The 21,815-nt window shown below is 63.7% G+C and carries 18 protein-coding genes; 4 read left to right on the top strand and 14 right to left on the bottom strand.

What is annotated here, in order from left to right; genetic code table 11:
- Window positions 1-12: 12 nt before the first annotated feature.
- Entirely contained in the window at window positions 13-1,302 is a 1,290-nt protein-coding gene (locus tag AC0L24_RS12805; RefSeq protein ID WP_292701096.1) for an imelysin family protein, read from the bottom strand.
- A 432-nt stretch (window positions 1,303-1,734) separates the two neighbouring features.
- Between AC0L24_RS12805 and AC0L24_RS12800 the strand changes: the two genes are divergently transcribed.
- Window positions 1,735-2,988 carry an NAD(P)/FAD-dependent oxidoreductase gene (locus tag AC0L24_RS12800; protein WP_473563776.1) on the top strand — a complete coding sequence of 418 codons (1,254 nt, stop codon included), beginning with the start codon at window positions 1,735-1,737 and terminating at the stop codon, window positions 2,986-2,988.
- A gap of 118 nt (window positions 2,989-3,106) precedes the next feature.
- On the opposite strand, the gene AC0L24_RS12795 is transcribed toward AC0L24_RS12800, so the two are convergent.
- The gene (locus AC0L24_RS12795; protein ID WP_473563775.1) at window positions 3,107-4,384 is read right to left on the bottom strand and encodes a 4-aminobutyrate--2-oxoglutarate transaminase; all 1,278 of its coding nucleotides are present in this window, start codon (window positions 4,382-4,384) and stop codon (window positions 3,107-3,109) included.
- 244 nt (window positions 4,385-4,628) lie between these two features.
- On the opposite strand from AC0L24_RS12795, the gene AC0L24_RS12790 reads away from it, so the two are divergent.
- Genes AC0L24_RS12790 through AC0L24_RS12780 form a run of 3 tightly spaced genes read left to right on the top strand, consistent with a single transcriptional unit; the run spans window position 4,629 to window position 9,936 of the window.
- Window positions 4,629-5,768 (top strand): efflux RND transporter periplasmic adaptor subunit, encoded by a 1,140-nt coding sequence (locus AC0L24_RS12790; protein WP_127807973.1) that lies wholly within the window; start codon window positions 4,629-4,631, stop codon window positions 5,766-5,768.
- Window positions 5,765-6,844: an efflux RND transporter periplasmic adaptor subunit gene (locus tag AC0L24_RS12785; protein WP_127807974.1), complete on the top strand. Its 1,080-nt coding sequence runs from the start codon at window positions 5,765-5,767 to the stop codon at window positions 6,842-6,844. The genes AC0L24_RS12790 and AC0L24_RS12785 overlap by 4 nt, the downstream gene beginning before the upstream one ends.
- Window positions 6,841-9,936: an efflux RND transporter permease subunit gene (locus tag AC0L24_RS12780; RefSeq protein ID WP_127807975.1), complete on the top strand. Its 3,096-nt coding sequence runs from the start codon at window positions 6,841-6,843 to the stop codon at window positions 9,934-9,936. Before AC0L24_RS12785 ends, AC0L24_RS12780 begins: the two co-directional genes overlap by 4 nt.
- A gap of 12 nt (window positions 9,937-9,948) precedes the next feature.
- On the opposite strand, the gene AC0L24_RS12775 is transcribed toward AC0L24_RS12780, so the two are convergent.
- The 12 genes from AC0L24_RS12775 to AC0L24_RS12720 form a co-directional block, all read right to left on the bottom strand.
- A complete protein-coding gene (locus AC0L24_RS12775; protein WP_127807976.1) occupies window positions 9,949-10,287 on the bottom strand; it encodes a hypothetical protein in 339 nt (112 codons plus the stop codon).
- A 45-nt stretch (window positions 10,288-10,332) separates the two neighbouring features.
- Entirely contained in the window at window positions 10,333-11,082 is a 750-nt protein-coding gene (locus tag AC0L24_RS12770; protein ID WP_027161778.1) for an ABC transporter ATP-binding protein, read from the bottom strand.
- The gene (locus AC0L24_RS12765; protein WP_127807977.1) at window positions 11,079-11,924 is read right to left on the bottom strand and encodes an ABC transporter ATP-binding protein; all 846 of its coding nucleotides are present in this window, start codon (window positions 11,922-11,924) and stop codon (window positions 11,079-11,081) included. Before AC0L24_RS12765 ends, AC0L24_RS12770 begins: the two co-directional genes overlap by 4 nt.
- On the bottom strand, window positions 11,921-12,847 hold the full coding sequence (gene nikC / locus AC0L24_RS12760) for a nickel transporter permease (RefSeq protein WP_127326259.1): 927 nt from the start codon (window positions 12,845-12,847) through the stop codon (window positions 11,921-11,923). The genes AC0L24_RS12765 and nikC overlap by 4 nt, the downstream gene beginning before the upstream one ends.
- A 292-nt stretch (window positions 12,848-13,139) precedes the next feature.
- Window positions 13,140-14,207, bottom strand: coding sequence for an ABC transporter permease (locus tag AC0L24_RS12755; RefSeq protein WP_127319783.1), 1,068 nt, complete (start codon window positions 14,205-14,207; stop codon window positions 13,140-13,142).
- Between the two features lie 18 nt (window positions 14,208-14,225).
- A complete protein-coding gene (locus tag AC0L24_RS12750; RefSeq protein WP_127807978.1) occupies window positions 14,226-15,869 on the bottom strand; it encodes an ABC transporter substrate-binding protein in 1,644 nt (547 codons plus the stop codon).
- A 260-nt stretch (window positions 15,870-16,129) separates the two neighbouring features.
- Window positions 16,130-17,389 (bottom strand): lytic murein transglycosylase, encoded by a 1,260-nt coding sequence (locus tag AC0L24_RS12745; RefSeq protein WP_473563774.1) that lies wholly within the window; start codon window positions 17,387-17,389, stop codon window positions 16,130-16,132.
- Window positions 17,390-17,415: 26 nt separating this feature from the next.
- Window positions 17,416-18,021, bottom strand: coding sequence for a recombination mediator RecR (gene recR / locus AC0L24_RS12740; protein ID WP_027039603.1), 606 nt, complete (start codon window positions 18,019-18,021; stop codon window positions 17,416-17,418).
- A 113-nt stretch (window positions 18,022-18,134) separates the two neighbouring features.
- Complete coding sequence (locus tag AC0L24_RS12735; protein WP_127319775.1) at window positions 18,135-19,067, bottom strand: cell wall hydrolase; 933 nt, start codon at window positions 19,065-19,067, stop codon at window positions 18,135-18,137.
- Window positions 19,068-19,203: 136 nt separating this feature from the next.
- Window positions 19,204-19,611: a hypothetical protein gene (locus AC0L24_RS12730; protein ID WP_128287557.1), complete on the bottom strand. Its 408-nt coding sequence runs from the start codon at window positions 19,609-19,611 to the stop codon at window positions 19,204-19,206.
- A gap of 27 nt (window positions 19,612-19,638) precedes the next feature.
- Window positions 19,639-19,962, bottom strand: a complete 324-nt coding sequence (locus tag AC0L24_RS12725; RefSeq protein WP_013527931.1) for a YbaB/EbfC family nucleoid-associated protein — start codon at window positions 19,960-19,962, stop codon at window positions 19,639-19,641.
- A gap of 30 nt (window positions 19,963-19,992) precedes the next feature.
- Window positions 19,993-21,804, bottom strand: a complete 1,812-nt coding sequence (locus AC0L24_RS12720; protein WP_127807980.1) for a DNA polymerase III subunit gamma/tau — start codon at window positions 21,802-21,804, stop codon at window positions 19,993-19,995.
- Window positions 21,805-21,815 lie beyond the last annotated feature (11 nt).

Here is a 21,815-nt window from a genome sequence, read left to right as displayed (position 1 = left end):
GTCTTTCGGCCCTTACTTGAACACCTTGTCCGGCGCGTCGAGGCTGTCGGACCCTTCGAAGGCGATGGTGCTGAGCTTCAGGGAGCCGACGGCGCGCTCAATCGACTTGGTCTGATCGATCAGCGCATCGATCGCCGCCTGCACGGTGGCGTTGCCCTCAACGTTGCCCTCGGCGATCTGCTGGTCATAGGCCTCGCCGGCCAGTGCACGCGCCTTGATCGCCTCCATCTTGGCGACGGTGACATCGAGCTTGTCAGACAGTTCCTTGTCGATCGCCGGATCGGCCGCCTTCACCATATCGGCCACCGAGGGACCCGAAACGACGGTGCCGTCGAGACGCGTGTAGCTCGCACGATAGGCCGCGCGAATGCCGATGGCGTCGTAGAGATGCGAATTGTAGGTGTTGTCGGAGAAGCAATCGTGCTCCTCTTCCGGATCATGCAGCAGCAGGCCGAGCTTCATGCGCTCGCCGGCCAGTTCGCCGTAGGACAGCGAGCCCATGCCGGTGAAGATGGTCGAGATCGCCGGGTTCGGCTCGCCATCGACGAGAGCCTTGCGGGCGGCGCCGTCTTCCTTCCAGTCGCCGACCATCTCCTGAATATCCGAAACCAGAAGGTCGCTGGCCGATTTCAGATACTCGGCGCGGCGATCGCAATTGCCGCCGGTGCAGTTCTTGAGGTCGTAGTCGGTATAGGGGCGCTCGCCGGCACCCGGGCCGGTGCCATGCAGGTCCTGGCCCCAGAGCAGGAATTCGATGGCGTGGTAGCCGGTGGCGACATTGGCCTCGATGCCGCCGGCTCCCTGCAGCGTGCCGGAGAGGAATTCCGGCGAAAGCTTCGATGCATCGACCTTCTTGCCGTTGATCTCGATCTCCTTGTTGGCGATCACATTGGCCGTGTAGAGCGCATTCGCGTCCGATTCGGTGCCGTAGCTCTTGGCGACGTAGTCGATCAAGCCTTCATCCAGCGGCCAGGAATTCACCTTGCCTTCCCAGTCGTCGACGATCTTGTTGCCGAAGCGGTAGACCTCGGTCTGCTGGTAGGGAACGCGCGATGCCTTCCAGGCGTCACGGGCAGCGTTGAGGGTTTCCACCGATGGCGTGGCGAGCAGCGCATCGACCGCCTTGTCGAGCGCCTGCGCGGTGGTCAACGAATCCTCGTATTTGGCGAGCGCGATGTCGGAATAGGTCTTGATGACCGCCTTTGCATCGGTTTCCGCCTTTGCCGGCAACACGAATACCGCCGCCGTCAGCAGGGCAGTGGCGCCGATCGCCGCAAGCCTGCTGCCATATCGTGCTGTCATAATCACTCTCCAGTTTCTCGGAAATTCTGTAAACGGCGCGCGCAACAACCGGCGCCAGGCCATCTGTGGGCCATTGGGCGCAAGAGATGCCGCGCCATCGCGCGGTTCGCGGAAGAAAGACACCAAAATGCCTCCAATCGAAAGGGTTCAAGGCCCAGACATTAAAGGGATGCGCTGACGCGCGAGCCTCCATAAAGCTGCGACATCGTCGGATGTCAATGACAATCCGTAGGAAAAGTCAATTGAAACAACAGTTTAGAATTATTCTAAACTACGACTGTCAACTTATGCATCTTCTGCACCGGTCTTGCCACTGAACTGTACGATTGACAGCTGCCATTCCGGGTGCGACCCGCAAAAGCTCTCTTGCGGCGGCACCAGACAATTGCCACTTGGCGAGACATCCTAGGATAGAAGCGGGATTGGAATGCGATGAAGAACGGTGTGGTCATTGTCGGCGCGGGTCATGCGGGCGTGCAAGCGGCCGCCAGTCTGCGCGAAGACGGCTATGACGGGCCGGTGATCCTCGTCGGGGATGAGGACGAACTTCCCTATCACAAACCGCCGCTGTCGAAGACTTTCATCAAGGATGCCGAGGCCAAGCCGCAACCCTTGCGCGGCGAGGCCTTTTACACCGGCAGCGCCATCGATTACCGGCCTGGCGTCAGGATCGATCGGATCGATGCCGGACGCCGCAGTTTGGATATTGCCGGCGGTGGTGCGCTGGCCTTTGACCACCTGATCCTGGCGACAGGCTCGCGCCCGCGCACGCTGCCGCTGCCCGGTGCCGACCTGTCCGGTGTGCTGTCGCTGCGCTCGCTGGCCGATGCGCGGCTGATCCGCGACCTCAGCGCGCAAAGCGACGAAGTCGTCATCCTCGGCGGCGGTTTCATCGGGCTGGAGATCGCAGCCACGTTGAGGGCCGCCGGTCGCACGGTGACAGTGGTGGAGGCCGTGGACCGGCTACTCGGCCGCGCCGTGGCGCCGGTCGTGGCGAGCCACGTCCGGCAACGGCTGGAAGCAACAGGCGTGCGCATCCTCACCGGCACTTCGATCGCCAGGCTCGATGGCGAAAACGGTCATGTCACGGCCGCCATCACCTCATCAGGCGAAAGGCTGCCGGCGCGCATGGTCATCGTCGGCATTGGTGCCGTGCCGAATGTCGAACTGGCGCAGGCGGCGGACCTCGGCATCGCCAACGGCATTCGCGTCGATCATCAGATGCGCACGTCGATGCCGGAGATTCTCGCCATTGGCGATGCTGCCTCCTACCGTCACTGGTTCACCGGCGGCGACGTGCGGCTGGAATCGGTGCAGAACGCCACCGACCAGGCGCGGCTTGCCGCGCGCACGATATCGGGCCACACCGACCCCTATTCGGCGGTGCCATGGTTCTGGTCGGACATCGGCGACATGAAATTGCAGATGGTCGGCCTGACCGCCGGCGGCGACAGCCATGTCGTGCTGGGCGACCTGCCCGAAAACAAGTTCTCGATCTACCACTATGCCGGCGACCGGCTGCTCGGCATCGAATCGGTCAACCGCCCCGGCGACCACATGCTTGGCCGCAAGATGCTCGGCGCCGGCTTCTCGCCGACGCCGCAGCTGGTTGCTGAGGGACCTGACGGTCTGAAGGCGGCGCTGGCCGCATTTCAGCAGGATGAGCCTGCAAGGGCTGCGGGCTAGCCCCCCGCTTACCCTCCCCCTTGTGGGGAGGGTCGCTGCGAAGCAGCGGGGTGGGGGTGGGCGCCAAGCCCCCACCCGGACCTTCGGCCCGACCTCCCCACAAGGGGGAGGTAGAAGTTCAGGCGGCGCAGACTTCGCGGATCGAGCTTTCCAGGATGTCGAGTGCTTCGTTCATGACTTCGTCCTGGATGGTGATCGGCGCCAGGAAGCGGATGACGTTGCCGTAGACACCGCAGGTCAGCAGGATCAGGCCCTTGTCGAGCGCCTTCAACCGGATCGCATTGGCGATCTCGGCCGACGGCAGGCCCTTCTTGACGTCGTTGAACTCGACCGCATTCATGAAGCCGAGGCCTCTGATGTCAACGATTTCGGGCACGTCGTCGCGGATCGACTGCAGCCGCTGCTTCAGCCTTGCGCCCAGCGTGTTGGCGCGGTCGCACAGGTTTTCGTCCTCGATCACGTCGAGCACGGCGTGCGCGGCGGCAACACCGATCGGGCTGCCGCCATAGGTGCCGCCGAGCCCGCCGGGGCCGGGCGCATCCATGATTTCGGCGCGGCCAGTGACCGCGGCCAGCGGGAAACCGCCGGCCAGGCTCTTGGCCATGGTGGTGATGTCTGCGGCCACCTCATGGTGATCCATCGCAAACATCTTGCCGGTGCGGGCAAAGCCGGTCTGCACTTCGTCGGCGATCAGCAGCATGCCGTGCTGGTCGCAAAGCTTGCGCAGCGCAACCAGGAAGTCACGCGGCGCGTCGTAGAAACCGCCTTCGCCCTGAACCGGCTCGATGATGATGGCTGCGACGCGGGCCGGATCGACATCGGCCTTGAACAGCCGGTCGAGCGCGGCCAGCGAGTCGGCGACCGAGACACCGTGCAGCGGCACCGGGAACGGCGCATGATAGACGTCGCCCGGCATGGCGCCGAAGCCGACCTTGTAGGGCACGACCTTGCCGGTCAGCGCCATGCCCATGAAGGTGCGGCCATGGAAGCCGCCGGCGAAGGCGATGACCGCCTGACGGCCGGTGGCATTGCGGGCGATCTTGATGGCGTTCTCTACCGCCTCGGCCCCGGTGGTGACGAAGATCGTCTTCTTCCCGAACTTGCCGGGCAGCATGCCGTTCAGCCGTTCGGCCAGGCGCACATAGCTCTCATAGGGCACCACCTGGTGGCAGGTGTGGGTGAAGCGGTCGAGCTGTGCCTTGACCGCCTCGATAACCCTGGGATGGCGATGCCCGGTGTTGACGACGGCGATGCCCGACGAGAAATCGATATAACGACGCCCCTCGACGTCCCAGATTTCCGAATTTTCAGCCCGGTCGGCATAAATCTGCGTGGTCATGCCGACACCGCGGGAAATCGATTGGTTCTTGCGTTCGGAAATGGCTGAATTCTTCATCGTATCCCTCACCGGGCCGGCGCCCGTCCTGTTTGATGCCGTTGAGACGTCTTCTGACCTTATTTCACGTTTTCCTCAAGTCGGCACCACCGGCAGGCGATTGGGCCTGCGACGCGCAGATCCCGGCGCTTAACCAGTCAGGCGATACACGTACGAGACCGGTTTCCTTTTCCCGGGGATCGACTATCCTCTGGATGTCCACGAGGCATCGCGATCAGCGGGCGGCCCGCGGCCGGGGGAGCCCATGAGCAGGAACGTGACTTCGCCCGTCTCGCAGCCATCGGTCCCAGCTCCCGGTCTTTTGTCTTTTCCAGCCGCCCCGGCGCTTTTCGCCTGCACGGCTGCGCTGCTTTTGGTCGGCTGCCAGAAGCAGGAAGCGGTGGACAAGAAACTGCAGATCATGGTGCGCACCGAAACGGTGGCGATGGCCGACTATGCGCCAAGGACCTCGCTGACCGGGGTGATCGCGGCGCGTACGCTGAACAATCTGTCGTTCCGGGTCGGCGGTCGCGTCGCCGAACGGTTTGTCGATGTCGGCCAGCATGTCGATCAAGGCACGGTGCTCGCCCGGATCGATCCGCAGGAGCAGGAATCCGATTTGCGCTCGGCGCAGGCCGATCTCGACGCGGCGCAGGCGCAATTGACCCAGTCCGCCGCCGCCTTCGAACGGCAGAAGACGCTGCTCGCCCAAGGTTTTACCACCAGGCGCGATTATGACGCCGCGGACCACGCCCTGAAGGTGGCACAAGGCAGCGTCGATGCCGCGCAGAGCGCTTTCTCCAACGCCCAGCAAAACCTGTCCTTCACCGAGCTCAAGGCCGGCGCCGCCGGCGTGATCACCGCCCGCCAAGTCGAAACCGGCCAAGTGGTGCAAGCCGCGCAAACCGTCTTCACCGTCGCCGAGGACGGTGACCGCGACGCCGTGTTCAACGTGCAGGAGACGCTGATCGCCAAGACACCGGCGTCGCCTGCGGTGACGATCACGCTGTTGTCCGATCCGCAGGTCAGGGCGACGGGCAAGGTCCGCGAAATCTCGCCTGCGGTCGACCCGGCTTCGGGCTCGATCCGGGTCAAAATCGCCATTCCCGACACGCCCGCCGGCATGCCGCTTGGGGCAGCCGTCATCGGCACGGTAAGCGCCAAGCCGGCGAAGGCGATCCTGCTGCCTTGGCAGGCGCTGACGTCCAGCGGCGGCAAGCCGGCGGTCTGGATCGTCGATCCCTCGACCAAGGCAGTGACGATGGCGCTGGTCGAAGTGCTGGCGTTCAATTCGGGCACGGTCGTGATCGCCAAGGGGCTGGACGCGGGTCAGAGCGTCGTCACCGCTGGAGGACAGCTGCTCAGCCCTGGACAGACGATCGAGATATCGGGAGCGGGCCAATGAGCCGGACGCCACGCATCCTGCTCGGCGTGCTCATGCTCGGCGCGCTGGCATCCTGCTCCAAGTCGGAGGAAAAGCCGCCCGAGATCGTCCGACCGGTGCTGTCGATGGTGATCGAGCCGCGCACCACGCAAATCTTCGGTTTTGTCGGATCCGTCGAACCGCAGGTCAGCGCCGACCTGGCCTTCCGCCTGCTTGGCCGGGTCGTCTCGCGCGACGTCCAGGTCGGCGACATCGTCAGCAAGGGCACGACGATAGCGGCACTGGATCCGACCGCACTGGAGTTGGGCCTCCAGGCGGCCAAGGCGGAACTGTCCAATGCCGAGGCGCAGCTCGCCAACGCCGCCGCCAGCGAGGAACGGCAGCGCCAGTTGCTCGCCTCGGCCAACGCCACGCAAGCTGTCTTCGATGCCGCGCAGCAGGCGCGCAAAGCTGCGGAGGCAGGTGTCGAGCGGGCCAAGGCTTCGCTTGCCAAATCGCAGGAACAGCTCGGCTATGCCAGGCTGTTCTCTGATTTCGACGGTGTCGTCACCGCGGTCGGCGCCGAAGTTGGCCAGACGGTCTCGCCCGGCCAGACCGTCGTCACCGTGGCGCGTTCGGACCTGCGCGAGGCGGTGGTCGACATTCCCGATCAATTGACCGGTGATCTTGAGGCCGGCACGCCCTTCCAGGTGATCCTGCAGTCGCTGCCGACGATCCAGACCGGGGCCAAGCTGCGCGAGATCGCACCGCAATCCGAAGGCTCGACCCGCACGCGGCGCGTCAAGCTGACGCTCACGGATCCGCCACAGGCCTTCCGGCTCGGCTCGACGGTGACGGCGACCCGCGTGACCAAGGTGGCACCGACGATAGAACTGCCCATGTCGGCGCTGTTCGAAAAGAATGGTGCCGCGAAAGTGTGGATCGTCGACCCGCAGACATCCAGCGTGAACGCACGCGACATAAAGGTCGCGTCGAAGAATGGCGGCACCTTCACGGTGGCCGAGGGGCTGGAGGCCGGCATGCGTGTTGTCACGGCGGGCGTCCACAGCCTGAGCGAAGGCCAGAAGGTGACAGTGCCCGAGGGAGGGGCCTCATGAAAGGCTTCAATCTCTCCGACTGGGCGCTCAACCACCGCTCCATGGTCTGGTATTTCATGCTTGTCTTCGTCGTGGCTGGCGTGTTCTCCTACCTCAATCTCGGCCGTGAAGAAGACCCCAATTTCACCATCAAGACGATGATCATCCAGGCCAACTGGCCGGGCGCCTCGGTCAGGGAAACCGTGCAGCAGGTGACCGACCGTATCGAGAAGAAACTCGAGGAACTCGACAGCCTCGACTACACCAAGTCCGTCACCACGGCCGGCCAGACCGTCATCTTCGTCAACCTGAAGGACACCACCAAGGCACGCGATGTCGTGCCGAACTGGATTCAGGTGCGCAACATGGTCAACGACATCGCGGCGCAGTTTCCGCAGGGGGTGCAGGGACCCTTCTTCAACGACCGCTTCGGCGACGTCTATGGCAACATCTACGCCTTCACATCGGACGGGCTGACGCCGCGCCAGTTGCGCGACTATGTCGAGGACGCCAGAACAAAAATCCTGACCGTGCCCAACGCCGGCAAGGTCGACCTCGTCGGCGCCCAGGACGAGGCGATCTATCTCGAATTCTCGACCCGCCAGATCGCCGCCCTCGGCCTCAACCAGCAAGCGATCGTGGCGAGCCTGCAGGCGCAGAACGCGATCACGCCGTCCGGCGTCATCCAGTCCGGGCCGGAGCGCATCAGCGTGCGTGTCGGCGGGCAGTTCACCTCCGAAGACAGCCTGCGCGCCATCAATCTGCGGGTCGATGACCGTTTCTTCCGCCTCAGCGACGTGGCGACGATCACGCGCGGCTATGTCGATCCGCCTACGGCGCTATTCCGCTTCAACGGCCAGGACGCGATCGGGCTCGCCATCGGCATGAAACCCAACGCCAACCTGCTCGAATTCGGCGAGGCGCTGCACAAGGAGATGGACAAGGTGCTGGCCGACCTGCCGGTCGGTGTCGGCGTGCATCTGGTGGCCGACCAGCCGGTCATCGTCGAGGAGGCCGTCTCGGGCTTTACGCGCGCGCTGTTCGAGGCGGTCGCCATCGTGCTCGCCGTGTCGTTCATCAGCCTCGGCATGCGCGCCGGCTTCGTCGTGGCGCTGTCGATCCCGCTGGTGCTGGCCATCACCTTCACGGTCATGGCTTATCTCGGCATTTCGCTGCAGCGTATTTCCCTGGGGGCGCTGATCATCTCGCTCGGGCTTCTGGTCGACGACGCGATGATCGCGGTCGAGATGATGGTGGCGCGGCTGGAGGTCGGCGACAATCTGCGCAAGGCGGCGACCTATGTCTACACATCGACCGCCTTTCCGATGCTGACCGGTACGCTGGTGACGGTCGCCGGCTTCATCCCGATCGGCCTCAACAACAGCGCCGCCGGCGAATATACCTTCACCCTGTTCGTGGTCATCGCCGTTTCGCTGCTGGTGTCATGGATCGTTGCGGTGCTGTTTGCGCCACTGCTCGGCGTCACCATCCTGCCGGCGACAATGAAAGCCAAGCATCACGACCAGCCTGGCCGCTTCACCTCGCTTTTCCGGCGCGTGCTTGTCGGCTCGGTGCGCCATCACTGGCTGACCATCATCGTCACCGTGCTTTTGTTTGCCGGCTCGATCGCCGGCTTCGGGCTGGTGCAGCAGCAGTTCTTTCCGCCATCGGACCGGCCGGAGCTGATCGTCGACTGGAACCTGCCGCAGAATGCCTCGATCGCCGATACGCGCGACCAGATGGAGCGGTTCGAGCAGCGGGCGCTGGTCGGCAATCCCGACATCGACCATTTTTCGTCCTATATCGGCCAGGGCGCGGTGCGTTTCGTGCTCGCCTATGACGTGCAGCCGGCCAACCCCTATTTCGGCCAGACCGTCATCGTCACCAAAAGCATCGCGGCCCGCAACCGGGTCAAGCCGGCGCTTGAAAAACTGCTACGCGAGGAGTTCGTCGGCACCGACGCCTTCGTCAAGCCGCTCGAACTCGGACCGCCGGTCGGCCGCCCGGTGCAATATCGCGTCGGCGGTCCCGACATCCAGACGGTGCGCGAACTGGCGCAGCAATTCGCCGGTGTCATCTCCGCCAATCCAAAGCTAGCAGCGCCGACCTTCGACTGGAACGAGCCGCAGCGTGTGCTGAGGGTCGACGTGCTGCAGGACAAGGCACGCCAGCTCGGTATCACCTCCTCCGACATCGCCAGCGCGCTGAACAGTACGGTCGGCGGCGCCACCATCACGCAGGTGCGCGACGCCACCTATCTGATCAATGTCGTGGCGCGCTCGCGTGGGTCCGAACGCGGCTCGATCGAAACCTTGCAGAACATGCAGCTGCCGACCAGTACCGGCGAGGCGATCCCGCTCGCGGCCGTCGCCAACTTCCGCTACGATCTGGAGCAGCCAACGGTGTGGCGACGCGACCGCATCCCGACCATCACCGTGCGCGCCGGACTGGTCGGCGACGTGCTGCCGGCCACCGTCGTCAACGAGTTGAAGCCGTCGGTCGATGCCTTCACCGCCAAGCTGCCGCCGGGCTATTCGATCGCCACCGCCGGCTCGGTCGAGGAGAGTGCCAAAAGCCAGGGACCAATCGCCGCCGTCGTGCCGTTGATGCTGTTCGTCATGGCGACGATCCTGATGGTGCAGTTGCAGAGTTTCCAGCGCCTGTTCCTGGTGGTGGCCGTGGCGCCGCTCGGCCTGATCGGCGTGGTGGCGGCCCTGGTGCCGAGCGGAGCACCGCTCGGCTTCGTCGCCATCCTCGGCGTGCTGGCGCTGATCGGCATCCTGATCCGCAATTCGGTCATCCTGATCGTGCAGATCGAGGATCTCGTCCGGGAAGGCAAGGACCGCTGGGCCGCTGTCATCGAAGCGACGGAACACCGCATGCGGCCGATCGCGCTGACGGCCGCCGCCGCCAGCCTGGCGCTGATCCCGATCGCACGTGAAGTGTTCTGGGGGCCGATGGCCTATGCCATGATGGGCGGCATCATTGCCGGCACGGCGATTACGCTGCTGTTCCTGCCGGCGCTTTATGTGACGTGGTTCAGGATCAAGGAGCCGAAAGCCCAGGAAGAGCCACCCGTGGAGAGCGGCGAACCGGTGCAAGCCCAGACTTAAGGCTTTGGCGGGTCACTCGTTGTCGTTGGAGGGTACGGGGCGTGACTTGGCGCGCCGCCATGGCAACGATTTCGAGGCGCGCCAAGCACGCCAACGTTTCGGCAAATCGGCCAACTCCAGGATGGTTTCATCCAGTTGAACCACCTCTTGCAGGCCTACGAGCATTATCTCGCGTTCATCCCAATCTCGAATGTCGCTACTGTAGAATTGCCAACTGCCACCTTCGTCGTTGTAGCTGTCGTCGTCGTCATCTTCATGCACAACGTATGCGATCCAGTCGCCACGTTTAAATAGGCTCTTGTCCGACAACACCGCGAGATTGGGCGGATCCGCAAATTTCCATTCCTCCACGGGCAGTCCCCAAGATGGTTGTTCGGCGCAAAAGAGAAAACGAATTCAGGCGGTTCTCACAAACCCATCGCTGGCCCGCAAAAGATTGCGCGTATAATCCTTGGTCACGCGGCGTTCGACAAGTTCAGCCGCCGCCAGATTCTCCACCGCCTCGCCGCTTTGCATCACCATCAGCCGCTCGCACATATGGGTGATGATGGCGAGGTCGTGGCTGACCATCAGGAAGGTCAGCTTGCGCCGCTTGCGTACCTCTTCCAACAGGTTGAGCACTTCCGCCTGCACCGAGGCATCGAGCGCCGAGGTCGGCTCGTCGAGCAGCAGGATCGACGGTTCGAGAATGAGTGCACGCGCAATCGCCACGCGCTGGCGCTGGCCGCCGGAGAGCTGGTGCGAATAGCGGAACCGAAAACCGTTGCCGAGGCCGACCTCGTCGAGCGCCCGCTGGATGCGCTTTTCGCCGTCGGCAAACCCATGGATGGCAAGCGGCTCCTGCAGCAGACGGTCGACGGTCTGGCGCGGGTGCAGCGAGCCGTACGGATCCTGGAAGACCATCTGCACTTCGCGGTAGAAGGCCTTGTCGCGGCGTGCGCCGAGCGTCTTGCCGTTGACGGCGATGCCGCCCGAAGCGACCGGTGCAAGGCCGGCGATGGCCCGCAGCAGCGTCGATTTGCCAGAGCCGGATTCACCGACCAGGCCGAAGGATTCGCCCGGCTGCACGTCGAGGCTGACGCCCTTCAGTGCGCGAAAACGGTCGAAGATCACTTCCAGCCTGTCGACGGCAATCGCGGAAGTCATACCGCCCACTCCGGCTTGCGGTCGAGCACCGGCAGCGGGTGGCGGTCGGCGCCGATCTTGGGCATGCAATTGAGCAAGCCGCGCGTGTAGGGATGCTGGGCATGGCCGAGTTCGGACGCCTTGAGCTGCTCTACCACCTTGCCGGCATACATGACGATGACGCGGTCGCAGAAGGACGAGACCAGGCGCAGATCGTGCGAGATGAAGATCAGCCCCATGCCGCGCTCACTGACCAGCCGGTCGAGAATGCCGAGCACATCAAGCTGCACGGTGACGTCGAGCGCCGAGGTCGGCTCGTCGGCGATCATCATTTCCGGACCGGCGATCAGCATCATGGCGATCATGGCGCGCTGGCCCATGCCGCCCGAAACTTCATGCGGATGCAGGTTGAAGACGCGAGAGGGATCACGGATCTGCACCGCCTCCAGCATGGCCAATGCGCGGTCGCGTGCCTCGGCCTTGCCGACCTTTTCATGGGTGCGCAGGGTCTCGACGATCTGGCGGCCGATGCTCATGACAGGGTCGAGCGAATATTTCGGGTCCTGCAGGATCATGGCGATGCGTTTGCCGCGCAGCTTCCGACGTTCGCGCGCCGAGACGCTGAGCAGGTCGATGCCGTCGAAGGCGAGCTTGTTGGCCGATATCCAGGCCTGCGGCGGCGTCAGCCCCATGATGGCGCGGCCGGTTTGCGATTTTCCCGAGCCCGACTCGCCGACGATGCCGAGCCGTTCGCGGCCGAGCGAAAAGGAAACGCCGCGCACCGCCTCGATTAGACCGGTGCGGGTCGGGAAGGTGACGCGCAGGTCGTCGACGTCGAGAAGCGTCTTCGTTTCCCTGCTCATTGGTCACCACTGCGAGGATCGAGCGCGTCGCGCAGGCCGTCGCCGAGCAGGTTGAAGCCGAGGCTGACGATGAGGATGGCGAAGCCCGGCGCACCGGCCACCCACCACTGGTCGAGCACGAAGCGGCGACCCGACGCGATCATCGTGCCCCATTCGGGCAGCGGCGGTTGCGCGCCGAGGCCGAGGAAACCGAGCCCGGCGGCGGTCAGGATGATGCCGGCCATGTCGAGCGTCACCCTGACGATCAGGGACGAAATGCAAAGCGGCATGATATGGCGCAGCACGATGCGGAAGGGCGAGGCGCCCATCAGCTGCACCGCCTTGATGTAATCGGAATTGCGCACCGTCAGCGTCTCTGCCCGCGCGATGCGGGCGTAGGGCGGCCATGAGGTGATGGCGATGGCCAGCACCGCATTCTCGATGCCGGGGCCAAGTGCTGCGACAAAGGCCAGCGCCAGGATCAGCTTGGGAAAGGCGAGGAAGATGTCCGTGATGCGCATCAGGATGGCATCGGTCCAGCCGCCGGCATAGCCGGCCACCGTGCCGACCAGAAGGCCGATCGGTGCCGCGATGATGGCGACCAGGATGACCACATAAAGGGTCCAGCGCGAGCCGTAGAGGATGCGCGACAGGATATCGCGGCCGAGATCATCGGTGCCGAACCAGTGCTCGGCGCTCGGCGCCAGCAGGCGCGCGTTCTTCAGGTCGCCGAACGTCGGAGAATAAGGTGCCAGCACGCCGGCAAGGGCGGCAACGACCAGCAGGGCAACGATGATGAGCAGGCCGAGAAAGGCCAGACGGTTGGCGGAAAAGCGCCGCCACGCCACATAGGCGCGACCGAGCCTTGCCTGCATGCGCGAGGCCGGCCGCTCGCTGAGCAGCCAGTCGCGACGGGAGAGAGGGCGGGCGTCGGAGGCGGTCATGACGATGCCTCTTGGTACTGTCGACCCCCACTCCGGCCCGCTTCGCAGACCACCTCTCCCCCGCTCGACGGGGGAGATGAAAGGCGCCGGGCGTGCGACCGGCTTTTCCTCTCCCCCGGGCAGGGGGAGAGGTGGCCCGAAGGGCCGGAGTGGGGGTGATTGGCCGCAGCAATTCCAGGAAAAGTGTGAAACGGTTTTCCGTCCGGAATTGCGTAAAAATAAGGAGTTAGAGCGGGTCGCCGTTTCCGTGAAACGGTGAACTGCTCTAGGCCCGAAAGTGGAATACCTCTGCTCATTGAACCTTCGTCCTCGGATCGAGCACCCGATACAGCAGGTCGGAGAGGAGATTGATGGCGATGAAAACCGAGCCGATGACGATGGTGCCGCCGAGCACCGCATTCATGTCGGCGTTCTGCAGCGAATTGGTGATGTAAAGGCCGATGCCCGGCCACGAGAACACTGTTTCGGTGAGCACCGAGCCTTCGAGCAGCCCGGCATAGGAGAGCGCGATCACCGTCACCATCGGCACCGCCGCATTGCGCAGCGCGTGGCCCCAGATGATGCGGGTTTCCGACAGGCCCTTGGCGCGTGCCGCGACGATGTATTCCTGGGACAGTTCGTTGAGCATGAACGAGCGCGTCATGCGGCTGATATAGGCGAGCGAGAAGTAGCCGAGCAGCGATGCCGGCAGGATGATGTGGCGGAAGGCGTCGTAAAACACGTCCCACTGCCCCTGCATCGCGGAGTCGAGGAGATAGAAGCCGGTGATCGGCGTAAAAGTGTATTCGTAGACGACGTCGAGCCGCGCCGGGAAGGCAACCCATTGCAGCTTGGCATAGAACAGCACCAGCGCCAGCAGGCCGAGCCAGAAGATCGGCACGGAATAGCCGATCAGGCCGATGATGCGCACGATCTGGTCGATGAGACTGCCGCGCTTGACCGCCGCCAGCACGCCGAGCGGCACGCCGAACAGCGCCCCGATAAGCGTTCCCAGCGTCGCCAGTTCGGTGGTGGCCGGCAGCGCCCGGCGAATGTCGGTCATGACCGGATTGGTGGTCAGCACGGAGATGCCGAAATTACCGTTCAGGGCATTTTTCACATAGATGTAGAACTGCTCGATCAACGGCAGGTCGAGGCCCATCTCCCGGCGCGTGCGCTCGACGACATTGGCCGGCGCCCGGTCGCCGAGCACCGCCAGCACCGGGTCGATCGGAATGACGCGGCCGATGAAGAAGGTGACCGCGAGCAGACCAAGATAGGTCGTGATCGCAATGACCAGGAAACGGCCAAGCGATGACGCAATAGCGACGGCGCGGGCGCTGCCACGCCCCGCCGCCACTTCCTTTTCAACCGTGCTCATGCGGCGTGTCCGCGAGCACTATTCCTTGGACACCGGCCCGACGAAATTGCTGTCGAAGCTCGGGCCGAGCGCAAAGCCCTTGAGGTTCTTGCGCAGGCCGGCGACTTCCAGCTGCTGGTGGATGACGACGAAGGGGCTGGTGTCCAGGATCTTCTTCTGCAGATCCTTGTACATGTCAGCGCGTTTACCGGCGTCCTTCTCGAGCAGTGCTGCTTCCGTTTCCTTGGTCAGGTCCGGAATGTCCCAGGCGTTGCGCCAGGCGAGCGTCTTGGACTTGCCCGCATCCGAATTGTCCGGGTTCGAGGCAAAGGTCTGGGCGTTGGAATTCGGGTCGAAATAGTCCTGGCCCCACTGGCCGATATAGATGTCGTGGTTGCGGGCGCGATATTTGGTCAGCGTCTGCTTGCCGTCGCCCGGGATGATCTCGAGCTTGATGCCGGCCTGGCCAAGCGTCTGCTGGATCGATTCCGCCATGCCGGTCGTCGGCTGGCCGGTGCGTACGTCCATGGTTACGCTGAAGCCGTCGGGCAGACCGGCCTTGGCCAGCAATTCCTTGGCCTTGGCGACATCGAGCTTGAACGGATTCTCATCCAATTCGCCGAGCACGCCCTTGGGCAGGAAGGTCTGGTGGATTTCGCCGATGCCCTTGAGGATCGTCGAGCTCAGCGCATCATAGTCTACCAGGTATTTGAACGCTTGGCGTACCTCCGGCTTGGCAAGGTTGGCATTCTTCTGGTTGAGGCTGATGTAATAGACCGTGCCCTTCGGCGCGCTGGTCGAGGTCAGATCAGCATTCTTGGCGATGGCGTCGAGATCGTTCGGCTCGAGATTGCGGGCAACGTCGATGTCGCCGGCTTCGAGCGCCAGGCGCTGGCCCGAGCTTTCCTTCATGTTGCGGTAGATGACGCGGGCAAGCTTGGCCTTCTCGCCGTAGTAATTGTCGTTGCGCTCGAGAACGACTGCCTCATTGGCACGCCATTCGCGCAGCTTGAAGACGCCGGAGCCGGCATAGCCGGTCTTCAGCCAGGCATTGCCGAAATCATTGTCCCATTTGTAGTCGGCGCTCGGCGTCACCGCAGCGACATGTTCCTTGACCAGCTTGGCGTCGACCACCGACGCGACCGTTGCCGACAGACAGTTCAGCACGAAGCTCGGGGCATAGGCCTTGTCGACGGTGAACTGGAAGGTGGTCTCGTCGACCGCCTTGGCCTTCTCGGCGACGTTGTCGCCGTTGATGCCGAACTGGCCGATGATGAAGGCCGGGCTTTTGTCGAGCTTGACCACACGTTCGAAAGACCAGGCGACGTCGGCGGCGGTGATCGGATTGCCGGAGGCGAATTTCAGGCCGGGCTTGAGCTTGAATGTGTAGGTCAGGCCGTCGTCGGAGACGGTCCAGCTTTCGGCAAGGTCTCCCTTGACCTTGGAGGTGTCGCTGAGGTCGAGACGGACAAGCAGATCATAGGTGTTGCCGGTGACCTCGGCGGTCGACAGCTCGAACGCCTCGCCCGGATCCATGGAGATGATGTCGTCGATCGCGAAACCTTCGACCAGCGTGTCGGCGGGCGTGACCGCACCGGCGGGTGCGCCGGCCAGAAGCAGCGCGGACATGGCTGCACCCGCGAGCAGGAAGCGAGAGCGTAGAGCAAACTTTTCCATCATCATCGTGATCGTTCCCTGTTTTGTTGTTTGTTGACCTGAGTTCCCGGCTCAGGGTTGTGGAATTCTTTTCGGGCCTTGAGACGGCCCCACTGACCTCTTACCGTTGCGGTTTTTGTCCAGTTGGTCAACACCATATCCGGCGGCCTCGTGGCGGGCAACGAGCATTTATACGACGGCTCAATGGGCCAGAAAGGCCGGTGGATGTCGACGCATAAGCCAGCCAATAGAGGCTGCCGATCGGGAAAATCTGGCGAATGTCGCGGCTACTTCAGAGCCGCGACAAGGCCGGCGTCAGGGAAGCAGGTGGCGGCGCGCCCGTTCTTGGCTTGCCAAGTGCCGATCGAACGGCGGGTCTTGAAGCCGGGCAGGCCATCGGCGCTGCCGACATCATAGCCCTGGGCTTCCAGCGCGCGTTGCAGAGCGGCGATGTCCGAACGGTGGAGCCCGCCAACCGCGCCCCAGCTGCCGGCGAAATTGCCATCGCCATGGGCGATGCGGTCGGCGCCGTGGCCGATGAACAGCGCGTAGAGGTCGCTGGTGTTGTATTGCTTCAGCACGTAGAAATTGGGTGTGGCGATAAAGGCCGGGCCGCTGCGCCCTGCCGGCATCAACAGAAAACCCTCGGCCTTCAGCTCACTTGCCGGAAACGGTTTGCCGCCAACGCGCTTGATGCCGATATCAGCCCATTGCGAGATTTTCTTGCCCTGGTCCGGGCCTTCCAACGAACAGGAAACGCTTTCCGGCACCGTCACCTCGAAACCCCAGCCACGGCCCTTTACCCAACCGTAATGGACGAGATAATTGGCGATCGAGGCCAGCACGTCCGGCGTCGAGTTCCAGATGTCGGCGCGGCCGTCGCCGTCGAAATCGACGGCATGTTTCAGGAACGAGGTCGGCATGAATTGCGGCTGGCCGAGCGCTCCGGCCCAGGACGATTTCATCGCGCCGACCGGAGCCAGCCCGCGCTCGACGATCTCGAGTGCAGCAAGCAACTCGGTGCGGAAGAAGTCCTTCCTGGTCGACATGAACGCCTTGGTGCCCAGCACCTCGAAGGCGTCGTAGGGTATTTTTGCCGCGCCGAATCCGGTCTCGCGGCCCCAGATCGCCAGCAGCACTTCGCCCGGCACGCCGTAGCGCTTTTCGATTGATGCAAGTGTCCTGGCATTGGTGGCTTCGCGCGCCCGCCCGCCCGCCGTCACCGCGCGAACGGTCTTCTCGGCGAAATAGGCGCCGGGTGAGCCGAATTCGGCCTGGTGCTGCTTCCGCGGCGTGGTCGCCTTATCGCCCGGCTTGACCAGGTCGGGCAGCTTCAGATTGGGCTTGATGCCGTCGAAGGCGGCATCGAAGGTGGTTTTGGAAATGCCTTGTGACTTGGCCTGCGGCCACAGGTCGTTCTGCAGCCAGGCGCGGAACTGGTCGTCGATCTTTGCGGCGGAGGCGGGGGTGGAAATGAAGAGACTGGCTAGCGCGGCCAGAAGAAGTGCAGAGATGAGATTGCGAAGGTTGCGTTCCGTGGCAGTCATCTCAGCAAGCATCCCCGCCAATTGCGTCAAAACGCCGTCCGCGAGCGTAGCGCCGCGGCCAGCGTGCCCTCGTCGAGATAGTCGAGTTCGCCGCCGACCGGCACGCCATGCGCGAGCCGTGTCACCTTGATGTCGAAGCCGGACAACTGATCGGTGAGGTAATGCGCGGTCGTCTGGCCCTCCACCGTCGCATTGACGGCGAGGATGATCTCCTTGACCTCGCCACCGGCAACGCGGTCGACCAGCGAGCGCATGTTGAGCTGGTCGGGGCCGATGCCGTCGAGCGGCGACAATGTGCCTCCGAGTACGTGGTAGCGCACATTCATCGCCGCCGCGCGTTCCAGCGCCCACAGGTCGGAGACGTCCTCGACGACGATGATGGTGCCGGCATCGCGGCGCGGATCGGTGCAGATCATGCAAGGGTCCGATGTGTCGACATTGCCGCAGGTCGAGCAGATGCGCACTTTGTCGGCCGCCTCGGCCATGGCGGCGGCAAGCGGCGACAAAAGCTGCTCCTTCTTCTTGATCAGATGAAGGGCCGCACGCCTGGCCGACCGGGGACCCAGCCCCGGCACCTTGGCCAGGAGCTGGATCAGACGTTCGATCTCGGGACCGGCGATTCGCTTCGACATCGCTCTGATCTAGGATTTTTCAGAGCGCTTTGGAACATCCGCATATGCATGACCGCCATATTGGCCTTGGCGGACCAAAATGGGCGGGGCCCATGGGGACCATGGAGAGCAGATCAGTTGGTTTCGAGCGGCCGGCCCTGGCTGACGATCATCGCGCCGACAGCGTCGGTGTTCTCAGGCGTCGACTGGAATCCCATAGACGCCTCTTGCGGCGCTTCCTCGACCGAGGAGATGACCCTTGTCCTTGTGTTCAAGGTTCCGCCAAAACGGGCGGCATCCGGTTCCTCCATCGGCTCCTGCATCGCCACCACCGTCGGCTCCGCCGAGACACGCGCGGATTTCGCGGTCGGCGCGGCGGCTGCGGTCATATAGGTCTGCTGGGCAGGGACGGACCGGACGGTGGCCGGCTTGGCCGGACGCACCGGCTCGGCGGACGCGACCATCGTCACCGGCTCCGCTGGCTTCTGCGGCGCCGCCGAGGCAATGGCGACCTGCGGCTCGTCCGGCAGCGGCTGCCAGTTGCGGCCGCGCTTCTCGTAGAAGGCATTGCCGCCGGCAACCATGGTGTAGTGCATGTTCTTGTAGGGGAAGCGTAAGCCGGCGGTGTGGAAGAACATGGTGTTCTTGAGCTTGGCCTTGCGCTCACCCTTGAGCACCGCCTCGGCAGCCTCTTCGACATCGGGCATTGCGCGTGAATTCATCGGCCTTGTCATGACGCCGGGGGCGAACTGCCCGCGCTCGCCCACCACCTGGCAGATGGTGCTGCCGTGCTTGCCGGAGCGCAGCCGGTTCATCACCACCGTGCCGACCGCGATCATGCCGTCGCGGCTCGATCGGTTGGATTCAAAGAACATCGCCCGTTCCAGGCATTCCTTGTCCTTCGGCGTGTGGCTGTAGGCCCGTGAGCTGAGGAAACCCGGCGTGATGGCGTCGGTCAGGCTGGCGACGGACATGCCGTGTGACGTGGTCTGGCTGCAGGCAGCCAAAAACAGGGGTGAAATGACGGCGCAGAGCAACAGCGGCGTCTTCCATCGCGTGGCAATCAACAGGTAACCCTCTCACTTCCATGCCCCGCCCCCAGGCTGCGGCAAGAATGAGACACTTTCGGGCAAAATGATGGCCAAAACGTTATTGATGAGGCTCTGTTGCCAAATTGGTACAGCTGCATGGCCTAAAAGTGAATTAGTGCCCCACTGTAATGGCCGCCGGCTGGCCGGGCTCAAGCTCCTCGACCTTCTCCGAAAACAGGCCGCGCCGGAGGAACAGCGTCCGCGCCTCCCTGGCCGTCGGCGCGATCTTTGCCGGCCAGTCGCTGTCTATGAACTCAGCCTTGGTGAAGTCCGGATTTGTCTCGCTTGCCGCCTCCAGGAATTCGGCGATCTCCAGCACGATCGCGCGCTCGTCCTTTGAAAGCGCCGATGTGCCGGCTTCGATCGACGGGCGATGGACGAAATCCTCGAACAGATAGAAATAACCCTTGATGCCGACGAGATCGACGCCGTCGTCACAATCGGCCAGGATTTCCAGGATCTCGTAGATCCTGTTGCGGATACGCTGCTCGATCAGTCTTTCGGAGGGCTCTTCGGTCATGGCGATCATGGGCGCGCGCGCCGAATGCTAGAAGGGCAGTTTCATTCCCGGCGGGATCGGCAGACCTGCGGTCAGCGCCTTGGTCTTTTCCTGCATGATCTGCTCGACCTTGGTCTTGGCGTCGTTGTGAGCGGCCAGCACCAGGTCTTCCAGGATTTCGACATCGTCTTCCTTGAACAGAGACGGATCGATCTTCAGCGACTTCATCTCGAATTTTCCGGTCAGCGTCACATTGACCAGGCCGCCGCCGGCCTGGCCGGACGCTTCCAGCGTGGCGATCTCGTCCTGCATGGCCTGGAACTTGGCCTGCATTTCCTTCGCCTTGCCCATCAGGCCGAGAAGATCTTTCATGGTCGGGTCCTTTGCGGATTCGTGGCTGGATCAGGTTTCATCGTCGTCAGCCGGCGGCTCTACCGGCACTTCAGCCTCTGTCGTTTCGGCTTCCGGCGCGTCTGGAATGCGCACGTCGATGATCTTGGCACCGGGAAAGCGCGCCAGGATGGCGGCCACGGTGGGATCGCTCTTGGCATCGAGAAATGCCGTCTCGCGTTTGGCCGATTCCATTTCGGCGAGCGTCTGGCCGCCCTCTTCCTTTGACAGCGAGACCAGCCAGCTGCGGCCGGTCCAGGCGCGAAGCTTCGTCGTCAGGTCGTTGAGCAGCATCTTGGGCGCATCGCTGGTCAGGCCGACGTCGATGCGGCCGGGCTCGATACGCACGAACCGGATGCAGCTCTTGACCAGCACCTTGAAGGCGATGTCGCGTTGCGCATCGGCGAGCGCAATGATGTCGGCCAGCGATTTCAGCGGCGCCGATTCCATGGCAGGCTCCGGCGGAGCGACGTAGGCAACGGCAGCAGGCGAGGCTTCGACCAGCCGCATGCTCTGTGCCCCGCCCGATCCGGATGGCATGCGCGTCTGCGCCACCGCGCTGGCACCACCGCCATTGCCGGAACTTGCCGGCGTCCCATTCGGGCGCGGCGCGCCATTCTGCATGGGGGCAGCGCCCTCGAGCGATCTCAGCGCCTCGTCCAGCGTCGGCAGATCGGCGGCATGCGCCAGCCGGATCAGCACCATTTCGGCGGCACTGACCGGCCGGTTGGAGGACTGCACTTCGGGAATGCCCTTGAGCAGCATCTGCCATGTCCGCGACAGCACCCTGACCGACAGCGTCCTGGCGAAATCGGCGCCGCGCTGCCGCTCGTCCTCAGATAGCGAGGCATCCTCGATGGCCGTCGGCACGAAACGCAGCCGGGTGACGAGATGGTTGAATTCGGCAAGATCGGTCAGCACGGCGGCTGGATCGGCGCCGGTGTCATATTGCGCACGGAATTCGCCAAGGGCTGCCGCCACATCGCCCTTCATCACATGTTCGAACAGGTCGACGATGCGGGCGCGGTCGGCGAGCCCGAGCATCGCCCGAACCGCATCGGCGCCGACAGAGCCGGCGCCATGGGCAATCGCCTGGTCGAGGATGGAAAGCGAATCACGGGCCGAGCCTTCGGCGGCGCGCGCGATCATCGCCAGCGCGTCGTCGTCGACAGAAATGCCTTCCTGGGCCGAGATCGAGGACAGATGCGCGACCAGCGCGCCGGCGTCGATGCGCCTCAGGTCGAAGCGCTGGCAGCGCGACAGGACGGTGATCGGGACCTTGCGGATTTCGGTGGTGGCGAAGATGAATTTGACGTGCGGCGGCGGCTCTTCCAGCGTCTTCAGCAGGCCGTTGAAGGCCTGCGTCGACAGCATGTGCACTTCGTCGATGATGTAGACCTTGTAGCGGGCCGAGACCGGCGCATAGCGAACGCGCTCGATGATATCCCTGATGTCGTCGATGCCGGTGTGCGAGGCGGCGTCCATCTCGATGACGTCGACATGGCGGCCTTCCATGATCGCCTGGCAATGTTCGCCGAGGACGGCGAGGTCGACCGAAGGCTGGTCGATATCGGCGGTTTTATAATTCAGGGCCCGCGCGAGTATGCGCGCCGTCGTGGTCTTGCCGACGCCGCGCACGCCGGTCAGCATCCAGGCCTGGGCGATGCGGCCGGTGGCAAAGGCATTGGTGAGGGTGCGCACCATCGGCTCCTGGCCGACCAACTCGGAAAAATTCGAAGGACGGTACTTGCGCGCCAGCACGCGATAGGCGGCGGCCTTGCCTATCTCCAGGCTTTTTGGTCCCGAATTTCCGGCTTCGCTCATACGCCCGTAAA

This window comes from Mesorhizobium sp. WSM4809 (assembly GCF_055811655.1).
Note: the sequence above shows the minus strand (reverse complement) of the source record. Positions and strands in the feature narration are given on the sequence as shown.

Excerpts from the sequence above, each read along its gene's own strand:
- AC0L24_RS12805 (WP_292701096.1), bottom strand. The coding sequence starts at position 1,302 with ATGACAGCACGATATGGCAGCAGGCTTGCGGCGATCGGCGCCACTGCC.
- AC0L24_RS12800 (WP_473563776.1), top strand. The coding sequence starts at position 1,735 with ATGAAGAACGGTGTGGTCATTGTCGGCGCGGGTCATGCGGGCGTGCAA.
- AC0L24_RS12795 (WP_473563775.1), bottom strand. The coding sequence starts at position 4,384 with ATGAAGAATTCAGCCATTTCCGAACGCAAGAACCAATCGATTTCCCGC.
- AC0L24_RS12790 (WP_127807973.1), top strand. The coding sequence starts at position 4,629 with ATGAGCAGGAACGTGACTTCGCCCGTCTCGCAGCCATCGGTCCCAGCT.
- AC0L24_RS12785 (WP_127807974.1), top strand. The coding sequence starts at position 5,765 with ATGAGCCGGACGCCACGCATCCTGCTCGGCGTGCTCATGCTCGGCGCG.
- AC0L24_RS12780 (WP_127807975.1), top strand. The coding sequence starts at position 6,841 with ATGAAAGGCTTCAATCTCTCCGACTGGGCGCTCAACCACCGCTCCATG.
- AC0L24_RS12770 (WP_027161778.1), bottom strand. The coding sequence starts at position 11,082 with ATGACTTCCGCGATTGCCGTCGACAGGCTGGAAGTGATCTTCGACCGT.
- AC0L24_RS12765 (WP_127807977.1), bottom strand. The coding sequence starts at position 11,924 with ATGAGCAGGGAAACGAAGACGCTTCTCGACGTCGACGACCTGCGCGTC.
- nikC (WP_127326259.1), bottom strand. The coding sequence starts at position 12,847 with ATGACCGCCTCCGACGCCCGCCCTCTCTCCCGTCGCGACTGGCTGCTC.
- AC0L24_RS12755 (WP_127319783.1), bottom strand. The coding sequence starts at position 14,207 with ATGAGCACGGTTGAAAAGGAAGTGGCGGCGGGGCGTGGCAGCGCCCGC.
- AC0L24_RS12750 (WP_127807978.1), bottom strand. The coding sequence starts at position 15,869 with ATGATGATGGAAAAGTTTGCTCTACGCTCTCGCTTCCTGCTCGCGGGT.
- AC0L24_RS12745 (WP_473563774.1), bottom strand. The coding sequence starts at position 17,389 with ATGACTGCCACGGAACGCAACCTTCGCAATCTCATCTCTGCACTTCTT.
- recR (WP_027039603.1), bottom strand. The coding sequence starts at position 18,021 with ATGTCGAAGCGAATCGCCGGTCCCGAGATCGAACGTCTGATCCAGCTC.
- AC0L24_RS12730 (WP_128287557.1), bottom strand. The coding sequence starts at position 19,611 with ATGACCGAAGAGCCCTCCGAAAGACTGATCGAGCAGCGTATCCGCAAC.
- AC0L24_RS12725 (WP_013527931.1), bottom strand. The coding sequence starts at position 19,962 with ATGAAAGATCTTCTCGGCCTGATGGGCAAGGCGAAGGAAATGCAGGCC.
- AC0L24_RS12720 (WP_127807980.1), bottom strand. The coding sequence starts at position 21,804 with ATGAGCGAAGCCGGAAATTCGGGACCAAAAAGCCTGGAGATAGGCAAG.